Raw genomic sequence first — 26,162 nt, forward strand, 5'->3', positions numbered from 1 at the left:
CGTCGAGCACAGTGCGGTGAGGCCCCGGTATGGAAACGCAGGAGCGCACACGACTGCTGGACTACCTCCGTCGGGTGACGACGGAGCTGCACAACACCCGCGCCCGGCTGGAGCGGGCCGAGTCCGGCCTGCGGGAGCCGGTCGCCGTGGTCGGAATCGGCTGCCGCTACCCCGGCGGCGTCCGTTCCCCGCAGGACCTGTGGCGGATCGCGGCGCAGGGGCGCGACGTCGTCTCCGAGATCCCCGCCGACCGCGGCTGGGACCTGGCTCGGCTCGGTTCCGCGCAGCCGGGCGGAAGCGGGAACTGTCCGGAGACGGGCGGGTTCCTCGACGGAGTCGCCGACTTCGACGCGGAGTTCTTCGGCATCAGCCCGCGTGAGGCGGCCGCCATGGATCCCCAGCAGCGGCTGGTGCTGGAGACCGTGTGGGAGGCGGTGGAACGTGCCGGAACGGACCCGACCTCGCTGCGCGGCACGTCCACCGGGGTCGTTCTCGGCGTCATCCACCAGGGCTTCGACAGCCGGGTCACCGACGCCGGAGCCGGCGGCGAGCTGGCGGGATACGTGCTCACCGGCAGCACGCTGAGCGTCGCCTCCGGCCGGGTCGCCTACACCCTCGGTCTCGAGGGGCCGGCGATCACCGTGGACACGGCGTGCTCGTCCTCGCTGGTGGCCCTGCACCTGGCCTGTCAGTCACTGCGGCGCGGTGAGAGCGACCTGATGCTGGCCGGTGGGGCGCTGGTGATGGCGACGCCGACCTCGTTCGTGGAGTTCAGCCGGCAGCAGGCACTGTCGCCCGACGGCCGCTGCCGCGCGTTCGGCGCCGCGGCCGACGGGTTCGGTCTCGGTGAGGGTGTCGGCGTCCTGGTGCTGGAGCGGCTGTCGGACGCACGCCGCAACAACCATCAGGTGCTGGCTCTCATCCGGGGCAGCGCGGTCAACCAGGACGGCGCGAGCAACGGCCTGACCGCGCCGAGCGCCCCGGCCCAGGAACGGGTGATCCGCCAGGCCCTGGCGGACGCCGGGCTGAGCCCCGGTGACGTCGACGCCGTCGAGGCGCACGGAACCGGCACGGCGCTCGGCGATCCGATCGAGGCACAGGCGCTGCTGGCCGCCTACGGCCGGGACCGGCCGGCCGGCCAGCCGCTCTGGCTCGGCTCACTCAAGTCGAACATCGGGCACGCGCAGGCGGCCGCGGGGGTCGCCGGTGTCATAAAGATGATCATGTCGATGCGGTCGGGGGTGTTGGCGCCGACCCTGCACGCCGACCCGCCGAGCCCGCACATCGACTGGGCCGGCGGTCCGCTGGCCCTGCTCACGGACAGCACGCCCTGGCCGCGGCGCCCCGACCAGCCGAGGCGGGCCGGAGTGTCCTCGTTCGGGATCAGCGGCACCAACGCCCACCTGATTCTGGAACAGGCGCCCGAGTCCGAGCCGGTGATCACCGGCGACGCACCCGTGCCCGGCGACGCAGCCGTGCCCGGCGGCACGCCCGCTCCCGGGGTCGTTCCCTGGCTGCTGTCGGCACGCTCGCCGGCGGCCCTGCGTGACCAGGCCGCCCGGCTCGCCGACCACCTGGACACCGGTGCGGGGGCGTCGGCCAGCCCGGGCGCGATCGCGCACGCACTGGCCGTCAGCCGCGCTTCGCTGGAGCATCGCGCGGTCGTGCTCGGCCGGGACGCGACCGAGCTCCGCGAGGGCCTCGACGCGCTCGCCGCGGGTCACCCCGCACCCGGCCTCGTGACGGGCCCGGCGGGGCCGGCGACGGGGACGGGAACGGGTACGGGGGCGACCAGCCCGGCCGGCTCCGGCGGGGCGGCGGGTGTGGTGACGTCCCGGGCCGGCACGGTGTTCGTCTTCCCCGGGCAGGGGACGCAGTGGGCCGGCATGGCCGGCGGGCTGCTCGGCGTCTCGGAACCGTTCACCCGGCGGATCGAGCAGTGCGCCGCCGCTCTCGCGCCGCACACCGGATGGGAGCTGCTCGACGTCCTGCGTGGCCGGCCGCAGGCGCCCGACCTGAACCGGGTGGACGTCGTCCAGCCCGCCCTGTTCGCGGTCATGGTCGCCCTCGCCGAGGTGTGGCGGGCCCACGGGGTCACACCGGACGCCGTCGTCGGCCACAGCCAGGGCGAGATCGCCGCCGCCTGTGTCGCGGGGGTCCTCAGCCTGGAGGACGCGGCGCGGGTGGTGGCGTGCCGGGCCCGCGCGTTGTCGGCACTGTCCGGGCGGGGCGGCATGCTCTCTATCGCCGCGCCGCGCGAGGATGTCGAACGCCTCCTCGCGCCCTGGGCGGACGAGCTGGCGGTGGCGGCCGTCAACGGGCCCGCGGCGACCGTCGTGTCGGGCGGGTCCGAGGCGCTCGCACGGCTGGCCGCCGCCTGCGACGGGCGGGACGTCCGCAACCGCCTGCTGCCCGTGGACTACGCCTCGCATTCGCCGCAGGTCGAGCGGATCCGCGCGCGGCTGCTCACCGACCTGGCGGGGCTTCGCCCGCGGTCCGGCGAGATCCCCGTCTACTCCACGGTCACGGGCCAGCCGTGCGACGGGACGGAGCTGGACGCCGGGTACTGGTTCCGCAACCTGCGCGGCCTGGTCGACCTGCACGGCGCGACCAGGCGGCTGCTTACCGACGGCCACGACGTGTTCGTCGAGGTGAGCCCGCATCCGGTGCTCACCGCCGGGCTCGCGGCGACGGGCGAGGCCGAGGGCTACCAGGACCAGGTGGTGCTGGCCACCCTGTGGCGGGACGACGGCGGGCCGCATCGCCTGGCGCGCTCCCTGGCCGAGGCGCATGTCAGCGGCGTCCCGGTGAGCTGGCCGCCGTTCGTCCCCGCGGGTGCCGAGCCGCCGGTCGAGCTGCCGACCTACGCCTTCCAACACCGCCGCTACTGGCCTGCGCCGCAGGCGCGCCGGACGGTTCCCGACCCGGCCGGGCCGTCGCGGGCACCTCGGTCCCGGCGGGACGACGTGTTCTGGTCGGTGGTCGAGTCCGGCGACGCCGAGGCCTTCGCCGCGCTGCTCGGCGAGGAGGAACCGGGCGCGCTCGAGCTGCCCGGCGGTGCCGGTGCGGTCGACGAGGCCGGGTCGCAGCGGCTCGCGGAGACGCTTGCCGCGATCGCCGGCTGGCGGCGGCGCGCCGACGATCGCGCCGTCGTCGACGGCTGGCGCTACCGCGTCGTCTGGGAATCGCACACCGTTCCCACCGCCCCGCCGCCCACCGCCCCGCTTCGCGCGGGCCGTCGGACGGGCGGCGGAACCTGGCTGCTGGTGACCGACACGGCCGACACGACCGGCGTGGCTGGCCTGGACAGTGCGGACGGCGGCGACGGTGCGGACGGCGGCTCGCTGGCCGGCTGGTGCGAACGCGCGCTGGCCGGCGCGGGCGCCGAGGTGGTGAGGCTGCCGGTGGCAGTCCGATCCGCCGACCAGCGTGATCTGGTCAGGGCACTGGGGGCGGCCTGCGCCGCCGCGCCGGTCGGGGTCGTGTCACTGCTGGCGGCCGACCCGGCGCCGGTGCCGGTCAACGGGGTGCCCGACGGTCTCGGCGCCACGTCGTCGCTCGTCCGGGCGCTCGGCGAGCTGGGCTGGGCGGCACCGCTGTGGTGCCTGACCCGGGGAGCGGTCACCACCGGGCGCCTGGACCGTCCCGCGGACCCGGCCCAGGCGACGATCTGGGGCTTCGGACGTGTGGTGGCCCTTGAGCAGCCGCGCCGCTGGGGTGGCCTGGTCGACCTGCCCGAGGTGCCGGACGAGCGCACCGCGGCCCAGCTGCGCGCCGTCCTGGCGGCCGCCGCCGCTGTTTGTGCCGGCGATGGTGCCGACGGCGACGCCGACGGTGCCGGCGGGCGGTACGAGGACCAGGTGGCGCTGCGTCCGTCCGGCGTGCTGGTGCGTCGCCTGGTGCGCCACCCGGCACGGGGCGGGTGGCGCCCGGGCCCGCCGCCGGAATGCGCCCTCGTCACCGGCGGCACCGGTGCGCTCGGCCGCCGGGTCGCCGAGCACCTGGCCCGGCGCGGGGTGCGGCGCCTGGTGCTGGCCAGCCGGGCCGGAACGGCGGCGGCCGGCACAGGCGACCTGGTCGAGCGGCTGCGGGGGCTGGGCGCCGAGGCGCGTGTCGTGGCCGTGGACCTGCGGGACCGCGCCGCGGTCACCCGCCTGCTGGAACAGGCCGGACCCGTCGACGCGGTCTACCACACCGCCGGTGCGGCGGCGGCCACCGAGGTCGGGCAGCTGGGACCGCACGACCTGGCGCACGCCGGCGCGGCCAAGCTGGGCGGCGCGGTGGCACTGGACGACCTGTTCGGATCCGACAGCGGCGTGACGGAGTTCGTCCTGTTCTCCTCGGGTGCCGGCGTGTGGGGGTCCGGGGGCCAGGCCGCCTACGCGGCGGCGAACGCGGGCCTTGACGCGCTCGCCGCGAATCGCCGGGCCCGCGGGCTGCCCGCCACCTCCGTCGCCTGGGGGCTGTGGGACGAGGAGGGCATGGGCGGCGGCGAGACGGGCCGCTGGCTGCGCCGGCACGGCATGGTCGCGATGGACCCGGCGCGGGCCCTGCTGGCGCTGGACGCGGCCCTGAACGACACGTGCCCGGACCTCGTCGTCGCCGACATCGACTGGAGCGCCTTCACCGCCGGCTTCACCGCCACCCGGCAGAGCACCCTGCTGGCCGCGATCGAGGCCGAGCTGGCGACCGGCGAGCAGGATGTCCTCCACATCGCCAACGGTCACGGCGGTGGCGTCAGCGGGCACGGCGTCAGTGGCCGGGACGGCGGCGGCACGGGCGCCGGTGCCGGCGCGCTGGCAGCGCGGCTGGCGGCCCTGCCGGTCGGTGAGCGGGAGCCGGAGGTCCTCGATCTCGTCCGTGCCCTGGTGGCCGACGTGCTCGGGCATCGCGGCACGGAGGCCGTGCCGGCGGCGAGAGCGCTGCGGGAGACAGGCGTCGACTCGCTGACCGCCGTGGAGATCCGCAACCGGCTGGCGGCGGCGACCGGGCTGCGCCTGCCGACGACGCTCGTCTTCGATCACCCCACGCCACGAGCACTCGCGGCGCACCTGACCGCGCTCGTGTCCGGCGGCCCGTCCGTGTCCGGCGGCCTGCCCGTGTCCGGCGGCCTGCCCGTGGGCGGCGCGACCGGGTCATCGGTGGACGTCCCGCCCGGTCGCGGCGGGGACGGCGGGGACGCCGGGGATGAGCCGATCGCCATCGTGGCCATGGGGTGCCGCTTCCCGGGGGAGGTGGAAACCCCGGACGCCCTGTGGGAGCTGATCACGTCGGGTCGGGACCCGATGACGGAGGTGCCGGCCGAGCGTGGCTGGGACTCGGCGCTGGCGGAGCTCCGGGCGCTCCGGCCGGACGCGGATGCCGTGGTGGGCGGCTTCCTCGCGGGGGCGGGCGACTTCGACGCGGCCTTCTTCGGGATCAGCCCGCGCGAGGCCGCGACCATCGACCCCCAGCAGCGCCTTCTGCTGGAGACGTCGTGGGAGGCGGTCGAACGTGCCGGTGTCGATCCGTCCTCGCTGCGCGGAACCCCCACCGGCGTGTTCGTCGGACTGGTCTCCCAGGACTACGGCGAGCGGCTGGCCGACGCCGCCGAGGAGTACCAGGGATATCGGCTGACCAGCGGCTCACCGGCGGTCGCCGCCGGGCGGGTGGCCTACTGCCTGGGCCTTTCCGGCCCGGCGATGACGATCGACACCGCGTGTTCGTCCTCGCTGGTCGCACTGCATCTGGCCTGTCAGTCGCTGCGCCGCGCCGAGTGCACGCTGGCGCTGGCCGGCGGGGCGACCGTCATGGCCACGCCGACCCCGTTCGTCGAGTTCGCCCGGCAGGGCGGGCTGTCCTCCGACGGGCGCTGTCACGCGTTCGCCGCCTCCGCGGACGGCACCGGCTGGGGTGAGGGCGTCGGCATGGTGCTGCTCGAACGGCTGTCCGACGCGGTGGCGCACGGGCATCCGGTGCTCGCGGTCATCCGCGGCTCGGCGGTCAACCAGGACGGCGCCAGCAACGGCCTGACCGCGCCGCACGGACCGTCGCAGGAGGCGGTGATCCGAGCCGCACTGGCCGACGCCCGGCTCGGCCCGGCCGATGTGGACGTGGTCGAGGCACACGGGACCGCCACCACCCTCGGGGACCCGATCGAGGCGCACGCCCTGCTGGCCACCTACGGCCAGGGCCGACCGCCCGGGCATCCGCTGTGGCTGGGAACGCTCAAGTCGAACATCGGGCACACCCAGGCCGCGGCCGGTGTGGCCGGGGTGATCAAAATGGTGCTCTCGCTGGGGCGGGAGGTGCTGCCGGCAACCCGGCACGTGGATGCCGAGACCCCCCACGTCGACTGGTCGGCCGGCGACGTGCGGCTGCTCACGGGCCCGGTGCCCTGGCCGGCCCACGACCGGCCCCGCCGCGCGGGTGTCTCCGCGTTCGGGATCAGCGGCACGAACGCCCACGTCATCCTCGAACAGGCCCCGGCGATCGCGGAAGACGCGCCCTCGCTCCCGGAACAGGCGCCGCCGCTCCCGGAACAGGCGCCGCCGCTCCCGGAACAGGCGCCGGCCGGACCGGGCCGGCCGGTGGTCGTCCCGCTGTCCGGCCGGGGAGCCGCCGCGCTCCGTGCCCAGGCCGAGAGGCTGGGTGCGCACCTGGCCGACCGGGTCGACGGCCCGGCGCTCGCCGACGTGGCGCACACCCTGGCGGCGGGCCGCGCCCAGCTGTCCCACCGGGCCGCCGTGGTGGCCGAGAACCACGAGCGGCTGCTGGCCGGGCTCGCCGCCGTGGCGGCCGGCGGACCACCGGCGGTCGGTGCGGCCGGAGTCGCCCGCACCGAGCCGGTGGTCGCCTTCCTGTTCACCGGCCAGGGCAGCCAGCGTGCCGGCGCGGGCGGTGGCCTGTACGCCACCGAGCCCGTCTTCGCCCAGGCGCTGGACCGGGTCTGTGCGGCCTTCGCCCCGCACCTGGACCATCCCCTGCACGACGTCCTGCTGGCAGCGCCGGGTTCGGCCGCGGCTGCCGCGCTGGAGCGCACCGAGTACGCGCAGCCGGCGCTGTTCGCGCTGGAGGTGGCGCTGCACGACCTGATGACGTCCCGCGGCGTGCGGCCCCGCCACCTCATCGGCCATTCCGTCGGCGAGCTGACGGCTGCCCATGTGGCCGGAATGCTGTCGCTGCCGGACGCGGCCCGCCTGGTCGCGGCGCGGGGACGGCTCATGCAGGCGCTGCCGGCGACGGGCGCGATGGCCGCGATCGAGGCGTCGGAGGACGAGATCGGCCTGGAGCTGGCGGGCCGGGAGCAGCAGGTGGCCCTCGCCGCGGTGAACGGGCCGTCGGCCGTCGTGGTCTCGGGTGACGCGGACGCCGTGGCCGAGATCGTGGCCGGGTGGGCGGCCCGGGGGCGCCGAACCCGCCGGCTCGCGGTCAGCCACGCCTTCCACTCCCCGCACATGGACGGAATGCTCACCGCGTTCACCCGCGTCGCCGCGGAATGCACCTGGTCCCCGCCGCGGGTGCCGATCGTCTCGGGGGTGACCGGCGCCCCGCTGGAGGCTGTTCCGCCGCCCGAGTACTGGGCGCGGCACGCCCGGGCGGCGGTCCGTTTCGGTGACGGCGTCCGATGGCTCGCCGAGCGCGGTGTCACCGCCTATGTCGAGCTGGGGCCGGACGGCGTTCTCACCTCGATGGTCGACTCGTGTCTGGATGCCCTCGGGAGTGATCCCGGCGGCAGCACCGGTGCGCCGGGCCGCGGCGCCGCCCCGCTCGGTGCCGCGGCACCGTTGCGCCTCTCGGCACTGCGCCCGCCCTGGCCCGAGCCTCGGGCGCTGGCGGCGACCCTCGCCGCGCTGCATGTGCACGGGGTACCGGTCGAGCTGAGCGACACACCGGCCGCCGGGCGGCGGCCGGTGGAGCTGCCCACCTACCCGTTCCAGCGCCAGCGTCACTGGCTGCCCGCCGGTGGTCGGCCCGGCCCTCGCGGGCGGCACGCCGGTGGGCGGGAGAGTGCCGTGACCGTGGGGTCGGATGCCGGCGGCGCGCGGCGGCTCGACCATCCCGTGCTCGAGACCGCGACCCTCATCGGCGCGTCCGGCGGCTGGCTGTTCACCGGCCGGTACTCGCTGGCCGAGCATCCGTGGCTGGCTGACCACGCCGTGCGGGGCACCATCGTGGTGCCCGGACTCGCGTTCGTCGAGCTGGTACTGCGGGCCGGCCGGGAGGTCGGCGCCGGCGGGGTCGAGGAGCTGACCTTCCAGAACCCGGTGGTGCTCGGGGACGTCCAGGCGGTGCGGGTCCAGGTCTGGATCGATCCGCCGGACGCCCACGGCCGGCGCGGGGTGCGGGTGCACACCCGCCCCGACCCGGCGGGCGCCGAGCCCGAGATCTGGACGCCCAACGCGGTCGGCGTCCTGGCCTCCGCGGCGGGCGTGGACGGCTGGCCGGCCGGGCGAGACGACGGGGAGTCCTCCGGGGAGGCGTCCTGGCCGCCGCCGGGGGCCAGGCCCGTCGACGCGGACCAGCTGTACGGCCGGCTGCGTGAGCGCGGGTACACCTTCGGCCCGGCCTTCCGCAGCATGCGCGCGGCCTGGCAGCGCGGCGACGAGTGGTTCACCGAGGTACGGCTGCCCGACGAGCACGGCCCGACGGCGGACCGCTACGACATCCACCCGGCTCTGCTGGACTCCTCGGGCCATGTCCAGCTCGAGGCGTTCGGTGCCGGTGGTGGCGCCGGCGGCGGTTCCGCCGGCGGAGCGTCGGGCGACGCGGTCCCGGTCCTGTTCGCGGTGGCCGGCGTGCGGGTGCGAACCGTCGGTGTGCCGTTCCTGCGGGCCCGGCTGACCGCGGCCGGCGCCGACGGCATCCGCATGGAGCTGGCCGACAGCGCCGGGCGCCCGGCCGCGCTCGTGACGTCCCTGACGGTCCGGGCGATCAACCCGGACGCCCTGCGCGGCGCGGCCGGTCCGCTGCACGCACTCGACTGGGATCCCGTCGGCGGGGCGCCCACGCCGGGCGCGGTGGTGGCGCCCGCCGTGGCGTTCGCCCCCGACACGGGCACGTTCGCCGACGATCCGGAACTGCTGCGGGCGGCGGGCCATCGGCTCGCCGGCTGGGCGTGGGACAGGGCCCGCCGGTGGTTGGACGACGAGCGGCACGAGGGGTCCCGGCTGGCGATCGTGACCTCACGGGCGTGCGCCGTCGCCGCCGGCGATGATCCTCCCGACCCCGCCCAGGCCGTGATCTGGGGTTTCCTGCGCGCCGTCCAGCTGGAGCATCCCGACCGGTTCGTCCTCGTCGATCTCGATGGCGACCCGGCCAGCCGGGCGCTGCTGCCGGATGCCCTGGCCTCGGACGAGCCGCAGCTCGCGGTCCGTGCGGGCCGGATGCTGGCACCTCGGCTGGCGCCCGTCCCCGGTGCCGAGGCGGGCCCGGCGCCGGCGCTGGCCCCCCAGGGCACGGTCCTGATCACCGGGGGTACCGGTGCGCTCGGGGCCGCGCTGGCACGGCACCTGGTCATCCGCCACGGGGTCCGGCATCTGCTGCTGGTCAGCCGGCGGGCGGACCGCGCGCCAGGCGTCGAGGCCCTGCGGGCCGAGCTGGCCGGCCTGGGCGCCACGGCACGGCTGGTCGGCTGTGATGTCACGGACCGCCAGCAGCTCGCGGCCGTGCTCGCCACCGTCGACCCGGCGCACCCGCTCACCGGCGTCGTGCACGCCGCCGGAGTCGTGGACGACGCGCTGCTCACCGGCCTCACCGCCGACCAGCTGCGCAGGGTGCTGGCGGTCAAGGCCGACGCGGCCGTCCACCTCGACGAGCTGACCCGCGGCGTAGAGCTGGCCGAGTTCACCCTGTTCTCGTCGGCGGCGGCGACCATCGGCAGCCCCGGTCAGGCGGCCTACGGCGCGGCCAACGCGTTCCTCGACGCCCTGGCCGCGCGGCGCCGGGCCGCGGGCCGACCGGCCCGGTCCCTGGCCTGGGGTCCCTGGGCGGCGGCCGGGATGGCGAGCGCCCTCGCCGAGAGCGACCTGAGGCGGATGCGGCGCCTGGGGGCGGCACCGCTGCGCACGGACGAAGGACTGGCCCTGTACGACCTGGCCCGGAGGGTCGACCGGGCCGTGATGGTGCCGATCCGCCTCGACGACACGGCGCTCACCGGCCCGCTCGGCCGGCCGGCGGTGCTACGGGGCCGGCCGTCCAGCGCGGTCACGCCGGTACCCGCGCGGGTGGGCGACGGCCCCGGCCCGACCTCCCACACCGTGCCCTCCCCGCGGTCCGGCGCGGCGCCCCGCCCGGTGTCGGGCGTGCCATCCGACACCGGGGCGGACCCCATGGGCGGTGCCAGGACCGACGGCTCGGCGGGGGTGGGCGGCGGACCGGCCGCGACCGGGTTCGGGCGCCTTGCCATGCTCTCGCCGGCGCAGCGCCTCGGCGCCGCGACCGACCTGGTGCGCGGCGCGGTCGCCACCGTTCTCGGACATGACTCCAGCGGCGCGGTCGACCCCGACGCACCGCTGCTGGAACTGGGCCTCACCTCCCTGATGGCGGTGGAGCTGCGCAACCACCTCACCGCCGTCACCGGGCTTCGGCTGCCCGCGACGCTCGTCTTCGAGTGCCCCACCGCCGACGCGCTGGCCCGCCGCCTGATCGCGGACCTTCCGACCGTCGATCCTCCCGCTGTCGCGGGGGAGTCGCCCCAACTTCAGCTGGAGCCGCTGTGATGCCAGAAGCACCAGCCCGGACGGACGCGCCAGCCGGGACGGATACCGGCGCGGTGGCGGGCCCCTCCGCCGTGACGCCGGGGATCGCCGACGTCCAGACGCTGCTCCGGGCGGGCGACCCGGTGCTGTGTGACCATCGGCGCCACGGTGTCCCGACGCTGCCCGCCGCCGCCTACCTGGACGCGATCTACCGCTCGGCGCTTGCCAGCGGGCGGCGGACGGCGCAGGTCGAGCTGCGGGACGTCCGGTTCGCCGAACCGCTGTCCGGGACGGATGACGCGGACCACCGGCTGCTGCTGCGCTGCCGCCCGGACGGCGGCGGGCAGCGGATGCGGATCACGAGCCGGGCTGATGCCGCGCCAGGCGGTGCGGTGCCGGGCGGTGCGGTGCCGGGCGGTGCGGTGCCGGGCGGAGCCGAGACGCTGCGGGTGGTCTGCGCCGTGCTCCCGGCCGATTCCGGCGCGCGGCCGGGGCCGCTGGCGCTCGACGAGGTCCGCCGGGTGCTGGCCGGCGCCGACAGCGTCGCCCTCGACACGGTCTACGACCGGCTCGCGGGCGCCGGCGTCGACTACGAGGGCTTCATGCGGGCGGGCGGGGCCTGTGCGCGGGTCGGTGAACGGGTGCTGGCCGAGGTCCGGCTCGGCGCGGCCGCGCTGGGCCGTTCGGACGGGTTCCTGCTGCATCCGGCCCTGCTGGAGGCGGCCATCGCGGTCACCTCCGCCGGTTCCGCCGGGTTCGCCGGTTCTGCCGGGTTCGGCGAGCCCGCTGCGACCGCCGCCGGCGGCGGCGTCCAGCCCGGTCTGACACCGCTCGCCGGCATCGACCGGGTGCGGATCTGGGTGGCGGCCGGGGCGGACCGCCCGGACGCCCTCACCACGCTGTACGTCGACGCCCGTCCCGCCGGAGGCCGTGGTGGGCAGGCCCGGCTGACCCTCTACGACACGGCCGGGACACCCGTCGCGAGTGTGGAAGGCCTCGCGTTCGGCTCCCCGGGCGGTTCCGCCCACCTGGCCGGGGCACCGGAGCGCAACGGGACGGCGCCCCGGCGTGATCCGTCCGATCAGGGCGGGGCGTGGCGTGCTCAGCCGCCGCGGTGGCCCAGCCAGCCGAGTCAGCGCAGCCAGTCCAACCAGCCCCGTCAGCCCGGCCCGACCGGGCCGGGCTGGCAGCAGGCCCCGTCCGAGCGGCCCGGGCGGGCGCGCGCGGGCGGGTTCGAGATCGCCGTCGTTGGAATGAGCGGCCGCTACCCGGACGCGGCTGACCTGGACGAGTTCTGGCGCAACCTCGAACGCGGCCACCATGCCAGCGGTGCGGTGCCACCATCCCGATGGCGCGTCGGCGACTACCCGACGGCCGGATCGTCACCACACGGCGCCGGGGCCTTCCTCACCGACGCCGAGGCCTTCGACCCGCGGTTCTTCCGCATCCCCCCGAGCACGGCGACCGCCATGGACCCGCAGGAACGCCTGTTCCTGCAGACCGCCTACGCCGCCGTGGAGCACGCCGGGCACGTGCCCGCCGACCTCGCCGCCGCGAGCGGTACCACCGGGGTGTTCGTCGGCGCGAGCTGGACGGACTACCGGCTGCGCGGCGTCGAGGCGACCCTGCGCGGCGCTCCCCAGACGGTCACCTCGGGACTGTCGTCCATCGCCAACCGTGTCTCCTACGCCCTCGGCCTCACCGGGCCGAGCCTGACGGTCGACACGGCCTGCTCGTCCTCGCTGGCYGCGCTGCACCTGGCCTGCCAGGCACTCCTGCTCGGGGAGTGCGACGCCGCCCTGGTCGGCGGGGTGAACCTGGTGCTGCACCCGGACAAGTTCGCCCTGCTCGACCGGATGAACCTGCCCTCCTCGGACGGCAGGTGCCGCTCGTTCGGCGCCGGTGGCGACGGCTACCAGCCTGGTGAGGGGGTCGGCGCGCTGCTGCTGCGTCCGCTGTCCGCGGCGCTCGCGGACCGCGACACCGTCTACGGGATCATCCGCGGAACCGCGGTCGGCCACGGCGGCACCGGCGCCGGCTACCTCGTGCCGCAGCCGGCCGCGCAGGCCGACGTCATCCGCCGGGCGTGGGAGCGGGCCGAGGTGGATCCGGCCACCGCCGGGTACGTCGAGGCGCACGGTACCGGCACCGCGCTGGGTGACCCGGTCGAGGTCGCCGGCCTGCGCCTGGTGCTCGACGCGGCCGGTCCCCGGGCGGCACCGTGCGCTCTCGGCTCGGTGAAGTCGAACATCGGCCACCTTGAGCCCGCTGCCGGGATGGCGGCCCTGACGAAGACCCTCCTGCAGCTGCGGCACGGCGTGATCGTGCCGTCGTTGCACTCGGACGTGCCGAACCCGGACATGGACCTCGGCACGGTGCTGGAGGTCCCCCAACAGCGGCTGGCCTGGCCGCGCCTTCGTGACGCGGACGGCGAGCTGCCCCGCCGGGCCGGGGTGAGCTCCTTCGGCGCGGGTGGCACGAACGCGCACGCCGTGCTGGAGGAGTACCCGGAGCAACCGGATCCCGGTGCTCCGACCGTGCTGCCCGGTGGCGCCGCGCCTGATGCGGCCGCATCTGATGTGGCGGGGCCTGGTGTGGCGGGGCCTGGTGTGGCCGGGCCGGCGGGCCCGGAGGTCGTCGTGCTTTCCGCCGCCACCGAGGAGCGGCTGCGGGTGCACGCCGCCCGTATCGCCGATCATCTCCGGCAGGTGGCGGCGGCGGGATCCGTGCCCTTCGCTGATCTCGCCCGCACCCTGCAGGTCGGACGTCCCGCGCTGCCCGCCCGGCTGGCCCTTGTCGCGTCCGGGCCGGCCGAGGCGGCCGAGCGGCTGTCCGTATTCCTCGCGGGCGCGGATGGTGCGGGTGGCACGGGCGATGGGGGCGAGGTGTTCACCGGCCGGGCGGGTGAGCCCACCGCCGATGGCGGCGAGACGGACGTGATCGCCGACAGCTACCGCCGCGGCGACCTGACGGACGTCGCGCGGCGCTGGGCCGGCGGGGGCGCCGTCGACTGGGCGGCGGTCAACGGCGGGCCGGGTCGGCGCCGCGCGCTGCCCGGCTACCCGTTCGAGACCTCTCGGTTCTGGATCGACCTCGATGCGCGCACCGGACCCCCTGACTCGCCCGTGCTGGAGCACAGCGCCCCGGAGCACAGCACCCCGGAGAACAGCACCCCGGAGAACAGCGTGCCGGAGCACGCGCCCGAGCAAAGGAGGAGACCCGCGGTGATGACGTTCCTCGACGCCGCCTGTGAGCCGTTCGAGGCCGGCCTCGTGCCCGTGGCGGAGGAGCTGGAAGCGGCCTATCCGATGCTCGGCGCCCACGCGGCCGGCGCCGTACTCCGTCGGCTGCGGGGCATGGGCCTGCCCGCCGACGGCGCGACCGCGCCTGAGCTGCGCCGGCTGCTCGGCGTCACGGACCGGTTCGAGCGGTTCCTGGACGTCTGCCTGCGGGTGCTGCGCCGGCACGGCCTGCTGTACGAGCGTGACGGTCTGCTTCATCCCGCCGGGCTGGCCGACGACGTCGACCTCCGGCGAGCCGAGCTGATGGCGCGCCATCCCCAGGTAGCCCCGTTCCTCCGGCTGCTCGACGTCTGCCTCGACGCCTACCCCGACGTCCTGCGCGGGGTCCGGCCGGCCACCGAGGTGCTGTTCCCCGGCGCCAGCATGGATCTGATGGCGGGGATCTACCGCGGCAACCGGGTCTACGACTTCTACAGCTCCCTGGTGGCCCGGTTCGTCGCCGCGGCGGCCCGCGCCAGGACGGCGGATGCCGGGCCAGCGGCCGGTTCCGGTTCCGGGGGCCGTCGACCCGTACGCATCCTGGAGATCGGCGCGGGCACCGGCGGAACCTCGCATCAGGTGCTGGCCGCGCTGGCGCCGCTCGCCGCCGCCGGCGTGGAGCTGGAGTACCACTACACCGACATCGGTGGCAGCTTCGTCGCGCACGGCCGGCGAACCTTCGGCGCTGAGCACCCCTTCGCCCGGTTCCGCGTCCTGGACATCGAGAACGACCCGGCCGCCCAGGGCTTCGAGCTCGGTGGCTTCGACGTCGTGCTGGCGGTCGGAGCCCTGCACGCGGTCGCCGACATCGACGCGGCGATGCGCCGGGTCCGTGCGCTGCTCGCCGACGACGGCCTGCTCGTTCTCGGTGAGGCGGTCGAGAACCACGACATCATGGCCTGCACCATCGGCCTGTTGGACGGCTGGCATCTGTACCGCGACCCGCAGCACCGGCTGCCCGACTCGCCGCTGCTCTCCGTCGACGGCTGGCGGGCGAGCGCGCTGCGCACCGGGTTCGGCGAGCTCCGTGCCTACGGCGAGGGGCTCACCGCCGATCCGTCCAGCAGCCATCGTCTCCTCGTCATCCCGGCCGGCGAGGTGACCGGGCGGGCCCCGTCGCCGGGGCGCGGGGCGCAGGACGTCCAGGCACAGCCGGACTCCGACGCCGTGGAGCGGGCGGTCGCCGAGATCGTCGCGGACGAGCTCGGCGTGCCGGTGACCGAGGTGCGCCCGACCGCGTCGTTCGCCGAGTACGGGGTGGACTCGATCCTCGCGGTGCGGATCGTCGAGCGGATCAACTCCAGCCTGGCCGTCGACATCAACGCCACGGTCATCTTCGACCATCCGTCGGTGCGTGCCCTGGCGGCGTTCGCGCTCGCCCAGGGGGGACGTCCCGAGCCCGCGGCCGCCGAGCCCGTCACGGCTCGTCCCGCGCCCCCGCCCGTTCCGGCGATCCAGCCGGTTCCAACGCACCTGCCGGTTCCAGCGCCCCCGCCGGTTCCAGCGCCCCCGCCGGTTCCAGCGCCCCCGCCGGTTCCAGCGCACCCGACCACCGCGGTTCCCGCGCCATCGCAGGCAACGGCGTCCGGCCCGCGCGCGTCGGAGGCGGCGTCCGGCACGTCGGTGGCGGCGGGCCGCGGTGGTGACACGGACGTCGTCGACATCGCGGTGATCGGCCTGTCGGCGCGGTACCCGGGCGCGGCCGACTACCGCGAGTTCTGGCGGAACCTGGTCACCGGCCACGACGCGATCACCGAGATCCCACCGGGCCGCTGGAACCTCGCCGACCACTTCCAGCCGTGGCCGCCGGCGCCGGGCCGGACCTACTCGCGCTGGGGCGGCCAGATAGCCGACGTCGACCGGTTCGACCCGCTGTTCTTCGGGATCGTCCCCGCCGAGGCCGAGCTCATGGACCCGCAGCAGCGGGTGTTCCTGCAGGAGAGCTGGAACGCGATCGAGGACGCCGGCCTGGATGCCCGTCAGCTTCGCCGGTCGCGGACCGGGGTGTTCGTCGGAGCTCCGCCGTCCGACTACCTGCAGCTCATCCGCGACTGCGGCTACTTCGGCTCGCCCCACGTGTTCACCGGGAACTCGCCGGCGATCCTGCCGGCCCGGGTCGCCTACCACCTCGATCTCACCGGCCCGACCGTCGGCGTCGACACCGCCTGTTCGTCCTCGCTGGTGGCCCTGCACCAGGCCTGCCAGAGCCTGGCGGCCGGTGAGTGCGAGCTCGCCCTGGCCGGCGGGGTGACGGTCTTCGCCACGATCGAGCACCACCTGCTCACCTCGTCGATCGGCATGCTGTCGCCGACCGGCCGCTGCCGACCGTTCGACACCGCCGCCGACGGCATCGTGATGAGCGAGGGCGTCGGTGTGATGGTGCTCAAGCCGCTGGCCCGGGCGCTCGCCGACGGCGATCCGATCCACGGCGTGATCAAGGGCACGGGGGTCAACCAGGACGGCCGCACCAACGGCATCACCGCGCCGAGCGCGCGGTCCCAGACCGAGCTGTTGGTCGAGGTGTACCGCCGGTTCGGGATCGATCCGGCGACCATCGGCTACGTCGAGACGCACGGCACCGGTACCCGCCTCGGCGACCCGATCGAGATCGAGGCGCTCAACGCCGCCTTCAGGACCGCCGGGGGCGGCCGGCTCGGTGGCACCTCCGAGCCCCGGCCAGGTGTCGCGACGGTGCCGATCGGATCCGTCAAGTCGAACATCGGCCACACGTCCCACGCGGCCGGTGTGGCTGGAGTGATCAAGGTCCTGCTGGCGCTCAGCGAGCGGCGTGTTCCGCCCTCGCTGCACTTCGACCAGGCCAACGAGCTGATCGACTTCTCGGCGACGCCGTTCTTCGTCAACACGGAGCTGCTGCCGTGGGAGGCGCCGCAGCCGCGCCGGGGGGTCGTCAGCTCCTTCGGCTTCAGCGGGACGAACGCCCACGTCGTCCTGGAGGAGCATCGCGAGACCCGGCCGCCGACCCGCGCGCCGTTCGCGCGGCCGTCCGACCCGGCCCTGGTCCTGCTCTCGGCGGCAACCGAGGACAGCCTCCGGGACGGTGCTCGGCAGCTGCTGCGGTTCCTGGACGGAACGCCCTCGGTCGCCCTCGCGGACCTGGCCGCGACCACCCAGCTCGGGCGGGCCTCGCACGAGCACCGCCTCGCCGTCCGGGCCGGGTCCGTCGCCCGGCTGCGGGCGGAGCTCGAGCAGGCGGCGCGTGGGAGCACCGGCCCGGACAGTGTGCGGGGCCGGGTCGACCCCGACCGCCCGGTACCGCCGGCCGAGCGGCTGACCTCGGGGGCTGATCCGGCTGTCGTCGCCGCGGCCTGGGCCGACGGCGCCGAGTACGACTTCGCCGGGCTGTACCAGGGAACACCGCCGCGTCGGACGCACCTGCCGGGGTACGCCTTCGCCCGCGAACGGTGCTGGATCCCGTCCGCCGACGACCCGAACCATCCGGCACCGGGCCTGCGGCCCCAGCCGGCGGAGCCGGTACCCGGGCCGGTACCGGCAGCGGCATCGGTGCCGGTGGGAGGGGTGCCGTCCGAGCTGGTCTGGCCGGTTGTGCTGGATCTGGCCGGGACCGAGCTGGGGCTTGCCGGTGACCAGCTCGACCGGGAGGCCTCGTCGACGGATCTCGGGTTCGACGGCCCCGGCCGGGCCCGGCTCGCCGGCCGCCTCGGCGAGGCACTGGGGCTGGATCTCCCGCCCGGTGTGCTCACCGTGCGGACGTCGCTGCGCCAGCTGGTGGACACTGTCGCATCCGGCGAGTGGAGCCGTACCGCTACCGTTCCCGTTCCTCTCCCCGCATCCGCTCCTGCGCCTGTGTCTGCGCCCGCAGCCGCCGTCGCGGTGGGCGCCGACGTTCCGGCGCCCACCCGCGGGCCTGTGCCGCCGCGGGACCTCACCGCGCTCGCCGAGCGCTTCCTGCTCGACACGCTGGCAGCCGAGGCCCGCATTCCCGCCGATCGAATCCGGCCGAAGGCTCCCCTGCAGGACTACGGCATCGAGTCGGTTCTCATCGCACGGCTGATGTCCCGGCTGGAGGCGGTGCTCGGACCGCTGCCGTCCACCCTGTTCTTCGAGCACCAGACCATCAGCGCCCTCGCCGCCCATCTCGCGACCACTCGCGCCGACCAGCTCGTCGCGGCGTTCGTCCCACCGGAGCCGGACCTGCCGGGCCCCGACGCCCGAGCGGGCGCCGCGCCGACCAGCGGCGCTGTGCTGGCCGGGGGTGCCGGGCAGACCGGGGCCGCTGTGCCGACCGGGATCGCTGTGCCGACCGGGATCGCCATGGCGGCCCCGGTCATGCCGACGCCCGTCGCGACGGTGGCGCGGCGCCCGGAGCCGGTGGGGTCGGCCGTGGCGGTGCACCCCGCACGGCCGGCGATGGTGGACCGGCCGGATGACATCGCCGTCGTCGGCATGGCCGGGCGTTACCCCGGCGCCGCCGACAACCAGGCGTTCTGGGCGAACCTGCTGGCCGGGCGCGACTGCATCACCGAGGTTCCACCGCAGCGCTGGGACCATTCCCGTTATCTCAGTACCAACCAGGATGAACCTGGCGCGACCTACGCCCGCTGGGGCGGGTTCCTCGACGACGTCGACCGCTTCGACGCCAGGTTCTTCGGCATCGCTCCCCGCGATGCCGACCTGATGGATCCCCAGCAACGGCTGTTTCTCGAAGTCGCCTGGGCCGCGATGGAGGACGCCGGCAGCCCGCCCGAGCGGATCCGCCGTGCGGCCCGCCGCCGCGGCCAGCGCGACGCGGCCGTCTTCGTCGGCGTCACCTACGGGGAGTACCAGGCGGTCGCGGGAGCACCCGTCGCCCCGTACTGGGCGGTGGCGAACCGGGTCTCCTACCACTGCGGATTCGACGGGCCGTCGATGGCCGTCGATACCGCCTGCTCGTCCTCGCTCACCGCGCTGCACCTGGCGTGCGAGAGCCTGCGCCGGGGCGAGAGCGCCTACGCGCTGGCCGGCGGGGTGAACGTCACGATCCATCCGGGCAAGTACCTGCTGCTGGGGTCCGGGCGATGGGCGTCGACCGACGGCCGGTGCCGCACCTTCGGCGCCGGCGGAGACGGCTACGTGCCCGGGGAGGGCGTGGTGGCACTGCTGCTTCGTCCGCTCGCCGACGCCCGCGAGGACGGGGACCGTGTCTACGGCGTGATCCGCGCCACGGCGGTCAACCAGGACGGCCGGACCAACGGGTTCACCGTGCCCAACCCGGTCGCCCAGGCGGCCCTCGTCCGCGACGCGCTGGCGAAGGCGGACGTCGACCCGCGGGCGCTCAGCTACGTGGAGGCACACGGCACCGGCACGGCACTCGGCGATCCGATCGAGGTCAGCGCCCTGACCGCGGCCTTCCGGGACGGAACCGACGACCGCGGCTACTGCGCGATCGGCTCCGTCAAGTCCGCGATCGGTCACCTGGAGGCGGCCGCCGGTCTGGCCGGGGTGGCGAAGACGCTGCTGCAGCTGCACCACGAGACCATCGCGCCGACGCTGCACGCCGACCCGCCGAATCCCCACATCGACTTCGCCGGCAGCCCCTTCACCGTGGCGCGGGACGCACGGCCGTGGCCGCGTGCCGCCACCGGGCAGCCGCGCCTCGCCGCGGTCAGCTCGTTCGGGGCCGGCGGCTCCAACGCGCATGTCATCCTCGGCGATCCCGTGACCGGCCCCGACGGCCTCGGGCGCGGCCAGCACCCGGCCGCCACCGGCTCGCCGTGGACGGGGCCGACGCCGGTGCTGCTGTCCGCGCGAGACCCGCAACGGCTGCGTGAACAGGCGACGAGGCTGGCCGCGTTCCTCGGCTCCCCGGAGGGCCGGCGGCTTCCTCTCGTCGACATCGCCTGGACACTGATGGTCGGTCGGGAATCCTTCGAGCACCGGCTGGCGATCGTCGCGGGCACGCACCAGGAGGCGGCCGAGGCGATCGAGGCCTTCCTGGCCGGCACGCCGGACGGCCGGGTGCGTACCGGAGTCGTCGCGGCGCACGTCGACCACGGCGGCGACAGCGAGCCCGACCGGGCCTACCTGCGGTCGCTGCGGGAGGCGGGGCACACCCACCGGCTGGCCGACCTGTGGACGCAGGGCTGGGCCATCGACTGGGAGCAGGTCTGGGCGCCGCTGCGAGGACGCGTCGTCAGCCTGCCGACCTACCCGTTCGCGGCCGACCGGCACTGGGTCGAGGGCGACGAGTTCCGCCGCTCCGGAACCCCGGGCCAGGCCTCAGCCCCGGCCCGGCCTGCGGCCCCGGGCCAGATCCCGGCTCCGGCCCGGATCCCGGCCCAGCCCCACTCCCAGCCTCAGGCCCAGAGCCCGATGCGGAACCCGGTCCCGCCCCTGACCGAGGCGCCGACACCGACACCGACGCCTACATCGACGCCGAACGTCGGGCGTGGCGACGACGAGGTCCGGCAGGACCTGGTCGTCCAGGTCAAGGCGATCTTCGCGGACCTGACGCGCTATCCGGTCGACGAGCTCACCGAGGACACGAACTTCCTCGACTACGGCTTCGACTCGGTGGTGGTKGTCCGGATGCTCAACCGGGTGATGAAGCACTACGGCGTGCGCATACCCGGAACACTGATCGAGGAGTGCACGACCATCGGCTCCTTCGTGGACCACGTCGTCGCCGGCGGCTACATCGGGGGCAACGACGCGGGCGGGGCGGCTGCCGACGAGATGACCAGGATCCTCACCGCACCGGCGCTGAGCCCGGCGAAGGTCGTTCGGGCGGAGCCGTTTCCCGTCGAGTCGGTCTTCGTCACCGGGGTCACCGGGGTGCTCGGCGGACGGCTGCTGTACGACCTGCTCACCGAGACCTCGGCGCGGATCACCTGCCTGGTGCGCGGCCGCGACGAACAGGCCGCGCGGGAGCGCGTCCAGTACTTCCTGCAGGTCTACGACCAGGAGCAGCTGCTGGTCGACGAGTTCGCGCAGCGCGTCTCGGTCGTCCTGGGGGACGTCAGCCAGGACGACCTCGGCCTGAGCGCGGCGGCCCTCGACGAGCTCGCCGCGCACGTGGACGTCACCATCCACGTGGCGGCGCGGACCACACTGGTCACCTTCTACGACTCCCTGAGCGCGGTGAACGTCGACGGTGTCCAGCGGATCATCGACTTCAGCCTGCGGACCCGGCACCGCTATCTCGTCCACGTGTCCAGCTTCAGTGCGCTGGGCGACTGGCAGCTCGACGCGAACCGGCCGTTCACCGAGGATGACCTGGAACTCGGCCAGGGCTACGACCATCTGCCGTACCAGGAGACGAAGTACCACGCGGAGAAACTGATCCGGGCTGCCTCGGAGCGGGGCCTGGTATGGAACATCTTCCGTCCGGGCAACATCATGGGCACCGGCGACACCGGGCGCTATCCGTTCAGCGAGGTGACGGTCAAGGGCGTCTACTACGACCTGATCAGGACGGCCGTCGACACCGGCTACTACCTGGACGCGTCGACATACTGGGACATCTCGCCGGTGGACTACGTCAGCACCGGCCTGCTGCACCTGGCGCTGCGCCGGCCCAGCTACCGCGAGACCTACCATCTGACGAACCCGGACATCTGCAGTCTGGGCGAGGTCTACCGGATGATCCGCGAGCACGGGTACTACATCGCGCCGCTGAGCGTGGACGAGTACCACCGGCATGCCGTCGAGGCGCTCTTCCGACCGGGTGCCAGCACGAACGGTTCCGCGAACGGTTCCGCGAACGGGACCGCGATCGGTTCCGCGAACGGGACCGCCGAACCCTATGCCAGCCAGATGATCGAGATGGTGAAGTACGGCGTCGAGACCTGGGGGCCCGAGCACTACGACCGCAGCACCTACGCCGACTCCACCTACACCCGGAACCTGCTGGGTGCGGCGGGCATCAACTGCCCCACGATCGGTGACCTGGTCACCCGCTATCTGGAGCACTGCGCGGACGTCGGCTACATCCCGCCGCCGAATCATCCCGCCCCGGCCCGTCGCCCCGCCCTGGCGGAGGAGGGGCGTTGACCGCCCAGACCTGGCCACCCCTGTCGCGGGCGGACGTCGTCGTCTTTCCCGGGCAGGGCTCGCAGCGCCAGGGCATGGGCCAGGACTTCCACCAGCGGTTTCCCGCCGCCCGGGCGGCGTTCGAGGAGGCCTCGGACGCCATCGGGATCGACATCCGCGCGATCTGCTTCACCGACGACCCGCGCCTGCATGTCACCGAGTTCACGCAGCCCTGCCTGCTCACCATGGAGATCGCCGTCTTCCGGGTGCTGGCGGCCGAGTTCGGTCTGGCCCCGCGGTTCTTCGGCGGACACAGTCTCGGCGAGCTCACCGCGCTGGTGGCCGCCGGGGCGCTGCCGTTCGCGCCCACCGTGCGGCTGGTACGTGCCCGGGGTGGCGCCATGCAGGAGGCGGTGCCCGCGGACCAGGGCGCGATGGCCGCGCTGATCCTCGACGACATCGCCGAGTCGGGCGCGCTCGACCTGGTGACGGCGGCCGGGGTGGAGGTCGCCAACCACAACTCGCCGAAGCAGGTGGTGATCAGCGGGCTGGCCGGCCGGGTGGCGGGCCTGCGCCCGGTGCTCGCGGACGCGCACCCGGACCTCACCTTCATCCCGCTGCGGATCAGCGTGCCGGCGCACTCCCAGCTGATGCGTCCGGCGGGGGAGCGGTTCTCGGCGCGACTGGCCGAGGTGGCCGGCGACCTCGATCCGCTGCGGGCGGCGTCGGTGGTCTCCAACGCGACCGGCGAGTTCCACGACCCCCGGCGGTTCGCCGCCGACCTCGCCCGCCAGATCACGAGCCCGGTGCGATGGCTGGACGACATGCGCACGCTGGCCGCCGCGGCCGGACCAGCCGGCCACATCGTCGAGGTCGGCCCGCGCGCGGCGTTGGCCTCGTTCTTCCGTGCCCTGGGCGTCGAGACCAGGACGATCACCACGGTCGACGAGGCCTTCGGGCTCGGCTCCGACCCGGTCCCGCGCGGCGAGCCGGCGGCCCCGGTGGCCCAGCCCGCTCCGGTGGCCCAGCCCGGCCCGAGGGCTCAGCCCGGCCCGGTGGTCCAGGCGCTCCCACCTGCCCCGGTGGCCATGGCGGCCCCGGCGGCGCACGATCCGGAGTTTCCGGGCTCGGCGGCCTGGTGCCGCGCGCACCGGGCCCGGATCGCCTATGCGGCAGGGGGCATGGGGGCCGGCGTCGGGTCGGCCCGCCTCGTGCTGCGGATGGCCGGCACCGGGCTGCTCGGCTATCTCGGAACCTCCGACGTTCCCCTGGAGCGGGTCGCGGCCGAGTTGGCACGGCTGCGGGCGGCCCTGCCCGCGCACGCGCCGTGGGGGGCGAACATCACCCGGGCACCCTGGCATCCTCGGCGCGACGAGGACCTCGCCGACCTGCTGGTGCGCGGCGAGGTGCCGGATGTGGAGGTTGCCGGCTTCACCGAGCCCACGGCGGCGCTGGTGCGGCTGCGCCTCGCCGGCCTGCGGCCCGGCCCGGACGGACGTCCCCGCCCGGCGCGGCTGATGCTGGTCAAGGTGGCACATCCGGACGCGGCGACCCGCTTCCTGGCCCCGCCCCCACCTGCCGTCGCCGCGGACCTGCGGGCACGCGGACTGCTCACCGCCGAGGAGGTGCGGCTGGGCGCGGACCTCCCGATGGCCGACGACCTGTGCGTCGAGCCCTGGGCAGGCGGTGGTCCGGGGCTGCTGGAGCTGCTGCCGGCTGTGCGCGCGGTGCGCGACCGGGCAGGCGCCGGCGCGGGCGCCGCCGCGGGTGGCGGGGTGGACGCGCACCAGGCCGCCGGGCGGGTACGGGTGGGTGCCGCCGGTGGTCTGGGCTCCCCGCGGGCCGTCGCCGCGGCCTTCGCGCTCGGCGCCGAGTTCGTCCTGACCGGATCGGTCAACCAGTGCACGGTCGAGGCGGACACCAGCGACCTTGTGAAGGACCTCCTGGCGAGTGCGGGAGTCGCCGACTTCACCACCGCTCCCGACGTCGACTCCTTCGAGCTGGGTGGCCGGGTGCCGGTGCTGCGGCGCGGCGGCCTGTTCGCGGCGCGTGCCGACCGGCTCGACGAGCTGTATCGCCGGCATGGCGAACTGGCGGCGCTGTGCGCCGAGGACCGCCAGCGGCTGGAGAAGGATCTGTTCCGCCGCAACCTGGACGACGTGTGGCAGGAGCTGTCGGCCGATCCGGACCGCTGGTCGGCCGCCGTGCTCGCCGGCGCCCGTGAGGACGTCCGCCAGCGCATGGTGCTGGTCGTGCGCTGGTATCTCGCGGAGAGCGCGCGTCGGGCCCGGGCCGGCGATCCCGCCGAGACGTTGAACTTCCAGGTCCGTGGCGGGCCGGCGCTCGGTGCGTTCAACGACGTCGTCCGCGGCACCCGACTGGCGGGCTGGCGTGACCGGCATGTGGATGAGCTCGCCGGGTTCCTGATGCGTGGCGCCGCCGAGGTGCTCGCCGGCCGCGGCTGACGGGACCGGGCGGGGCTGACGGGACCGGGCGGGCTGTTCGGGATCGGCGGACAGCTCCCGTCAGCTCCCGTCAGCTCCCGTCGGCCTCGCGGTGCCGGCCGGGCTCGGCTCATCGGCCAGATCCGGCCGGCCTTCAGGTGCGGACGGCGGTGAGGAGCAGCAGGTTGTTCGGCCCGCTCAGGTCCCGCACCGACATGCCGGCGTCGGCCAGCCATCCGGTCATCTCGGCATGGTCGAACTGCCGTACACCGTGCACCCCGAACTGGCGGCTCTGGAAGTAGCGGTCCGCGGGATCGGCCGCCTTCCGGAAGGTGAGAACCGTGAAGGTCCCTCCCCGCCGCAGGACCCGGCCGACCTCGGCGAAGACCGCGGCCGGGTCCGGCAGCATCTGCAGCGCGTTCCAGCAGTTGACCGCGCCCAGGCTGCCGTCGGCGAAGGGCAGCGCCAGCGCGCTGGCCCGAAGGTTGGCGATGTCGGGCAGGGTCCGGGCGATCTCACGGTTCATCGCGCCGGCCAGGTCGAGCGCGATCACCCGGCCGGTGCCGAACGTCGCGGCCAGCTCCGCGGTCCAGCGACCGGTGCCGGCCGCCAGGTCGAGGACGGGCCCGTCGGCCGGCCGGACGTGGTCGCGCAGGTAGGCGTCCTCGTCCAGGGGGGACATCGGGCCGGCCCAGTTGCCGCCCATCAGCCTGAAGAAGCTGGAACGCAGCTCGCCGTAGCGCAGGACCACGTTCTCGGCCATCAGGTCCAGCTCTTCGCCGATGCCCTGCGAGAGGTCGACGTAGTGCTTCGTGACGGGGAAGTCGGCGGCGCAGGACTGGCAACGCGCCGAGGCGGTGGTGATGGTGAGCCGGCCGCGGCACACCGGGCAGCGCAGGATGCTCCCGTGCCCGTTGGCGGCCGCGGCCACGTCGACGTGTCGCTCGGCGGTGGGCAGCGCGACGGCCGGCATCGGAACCTCGAAGGGGGGCGGGTGCCCGGCGGCCCACAGCGCCCGCGCGCCGAGGTAGGCGAGCATCGACCGGGTCTCGTGGCCCCACGCCGCGGCTGTCAGCTCCGGGGAAAGCCGGCCCATCCAGATCTGATCGCGAGCGTCGGCGTCCGCGCCGAGATCCGCCCAGACCGACGGCGCGGGCCAGCACCGGGTGATCCGTGGGTCCGCCGGGATCTCGCGCTGCAGGCAGCGGTCGAGCCGGCTGTGCTCGGCGGCATCCAGGCCGAGTCCGGCGGCGGCGTCCAGGACGGCGTCGCGGGCTTCGGTCAGATGCGCGACGAGGTAGAGCGAGGCGAGGCGGGCGGGACTGCCCGGTGCCGAGTCGGCCAGGATCCGCAGGTAGCCCTCGATGCGGCGACCCAGCGCCGACCGGACGGCCGTCGCCGCGGCACCTTCCGTGGTCTCCGCCGCGAGCCCGAGAAAGATCAGGATGTAGGGGACCCGATCGGGTGGTGTGGCGTCCAACGCCGTGTCAACCAGCTCGCCGAGCGCCGTACGGTCCGTCGACTGGTCCAGCAGCGCCGCGGTGAGGCTGCCGAACGCCTCGCCGACGTCCGCCCGCGCAGACGTGCGCACGGCGTCCAACTCCGCGCTGATCATGACGCGCCTCCTGATTCCGGTGCCGGTCGTCGCCGTTATCGATCTTCGCGACCCGCGACGGCTGCTGAAAACCCCTAACCGCCGGTGTCGGGGTTGTCCCCGACACCGGTCCGCTGAGCTGGGGCGCCGGTCGAAATCGGTGACATGGCCGGAC

4 protein-coding genes are annotated in these 26,162 nt (G+C 75.2%); 3 read left to right on the plus strand and 1 reads right to left on the minus strand.

Going from position 1 to position 26,162, the window contains the following annotated elements; translation table 11 throughout:
- Nucleotides 1-29: 29 nt before the first annotated feature.
- Genes CcI49_RS44280 through CcI49_RS31870 form a run of 3 tightly spaced genes read left to right on the plus strand, consistent with a single transcriptional unit; the run spans nucleotide 30 to nucleotide 24,414 of the window.
- Nucleotides 30-10,700, plus strand: coding sequence for a type I polyketide synthase (locus CcI49_RS44280; RefSeq protein WP_076832858.1), 10,671 nt, complete (start codon nucleotides 30-32; stop codon nucleotides 10,698-10,700).
- On the plus strand, nucleotides 10,700-21,970 hold the full coding sequence (locus tag CcI49_RS31865; RefSeq protein WP_083749843.1) for a beta-ketoacyl synthase N-terminal-like domain-containing protein: 11,271 nt from the start codon (nucleotides 10,700-10,702) through the stop codon (nucleotides 21,968-21,970). Before CcI49_RS44280 ends, CcI49_RS31865 begins: the two co-directional genes overlap by 1 nt.
- On the plus strand, nucleotides 21,967-24,414 hold the full coding sequence (locus tag CcI49_RS31870) for an acyltransferase domain-containing protein (protein ID WP_131831261.1): 2,448 nt from the start codon (nucleotides 21,967-21,969) through the stop codon (nucleotides 24,412-24,414). The genes CcI49_RS31865 and CcI49_RS31870 overlap by 4 nt, the downstream gene beginning before the upstream one ends.
- Before the next feature lie 133 nt (nucleotides 24,415-24,547).
- Here the strand turns inward: CcI49_RS31870 and CcI49_RS31875 are convergent, their stop codons facing one another.
- On the minus strand, nucleotides 24,548-26,008 hold the full coding sequence (locus tag CcI49_RS31875; RefSeq protein WP_076832868.1) for a class I SAM-dependent methyltransferase: 1,461 nt from the start codon (nucleotides 26,006-26,008) through the stop codon (nucleotides 24,548-24,550).
- Nucleotides 26,009-26,162 lie beyond the last annotated feature (154 nt).

The organism is Frankia sp. CcI49 (assembly GCF_001983215.1).
Classification (GTDB): Bacteria; Actinomycetota; Actinomycetes; order Frankiales; family Frankiaceae; genus Parafrankia; species Parafrankia irregularis.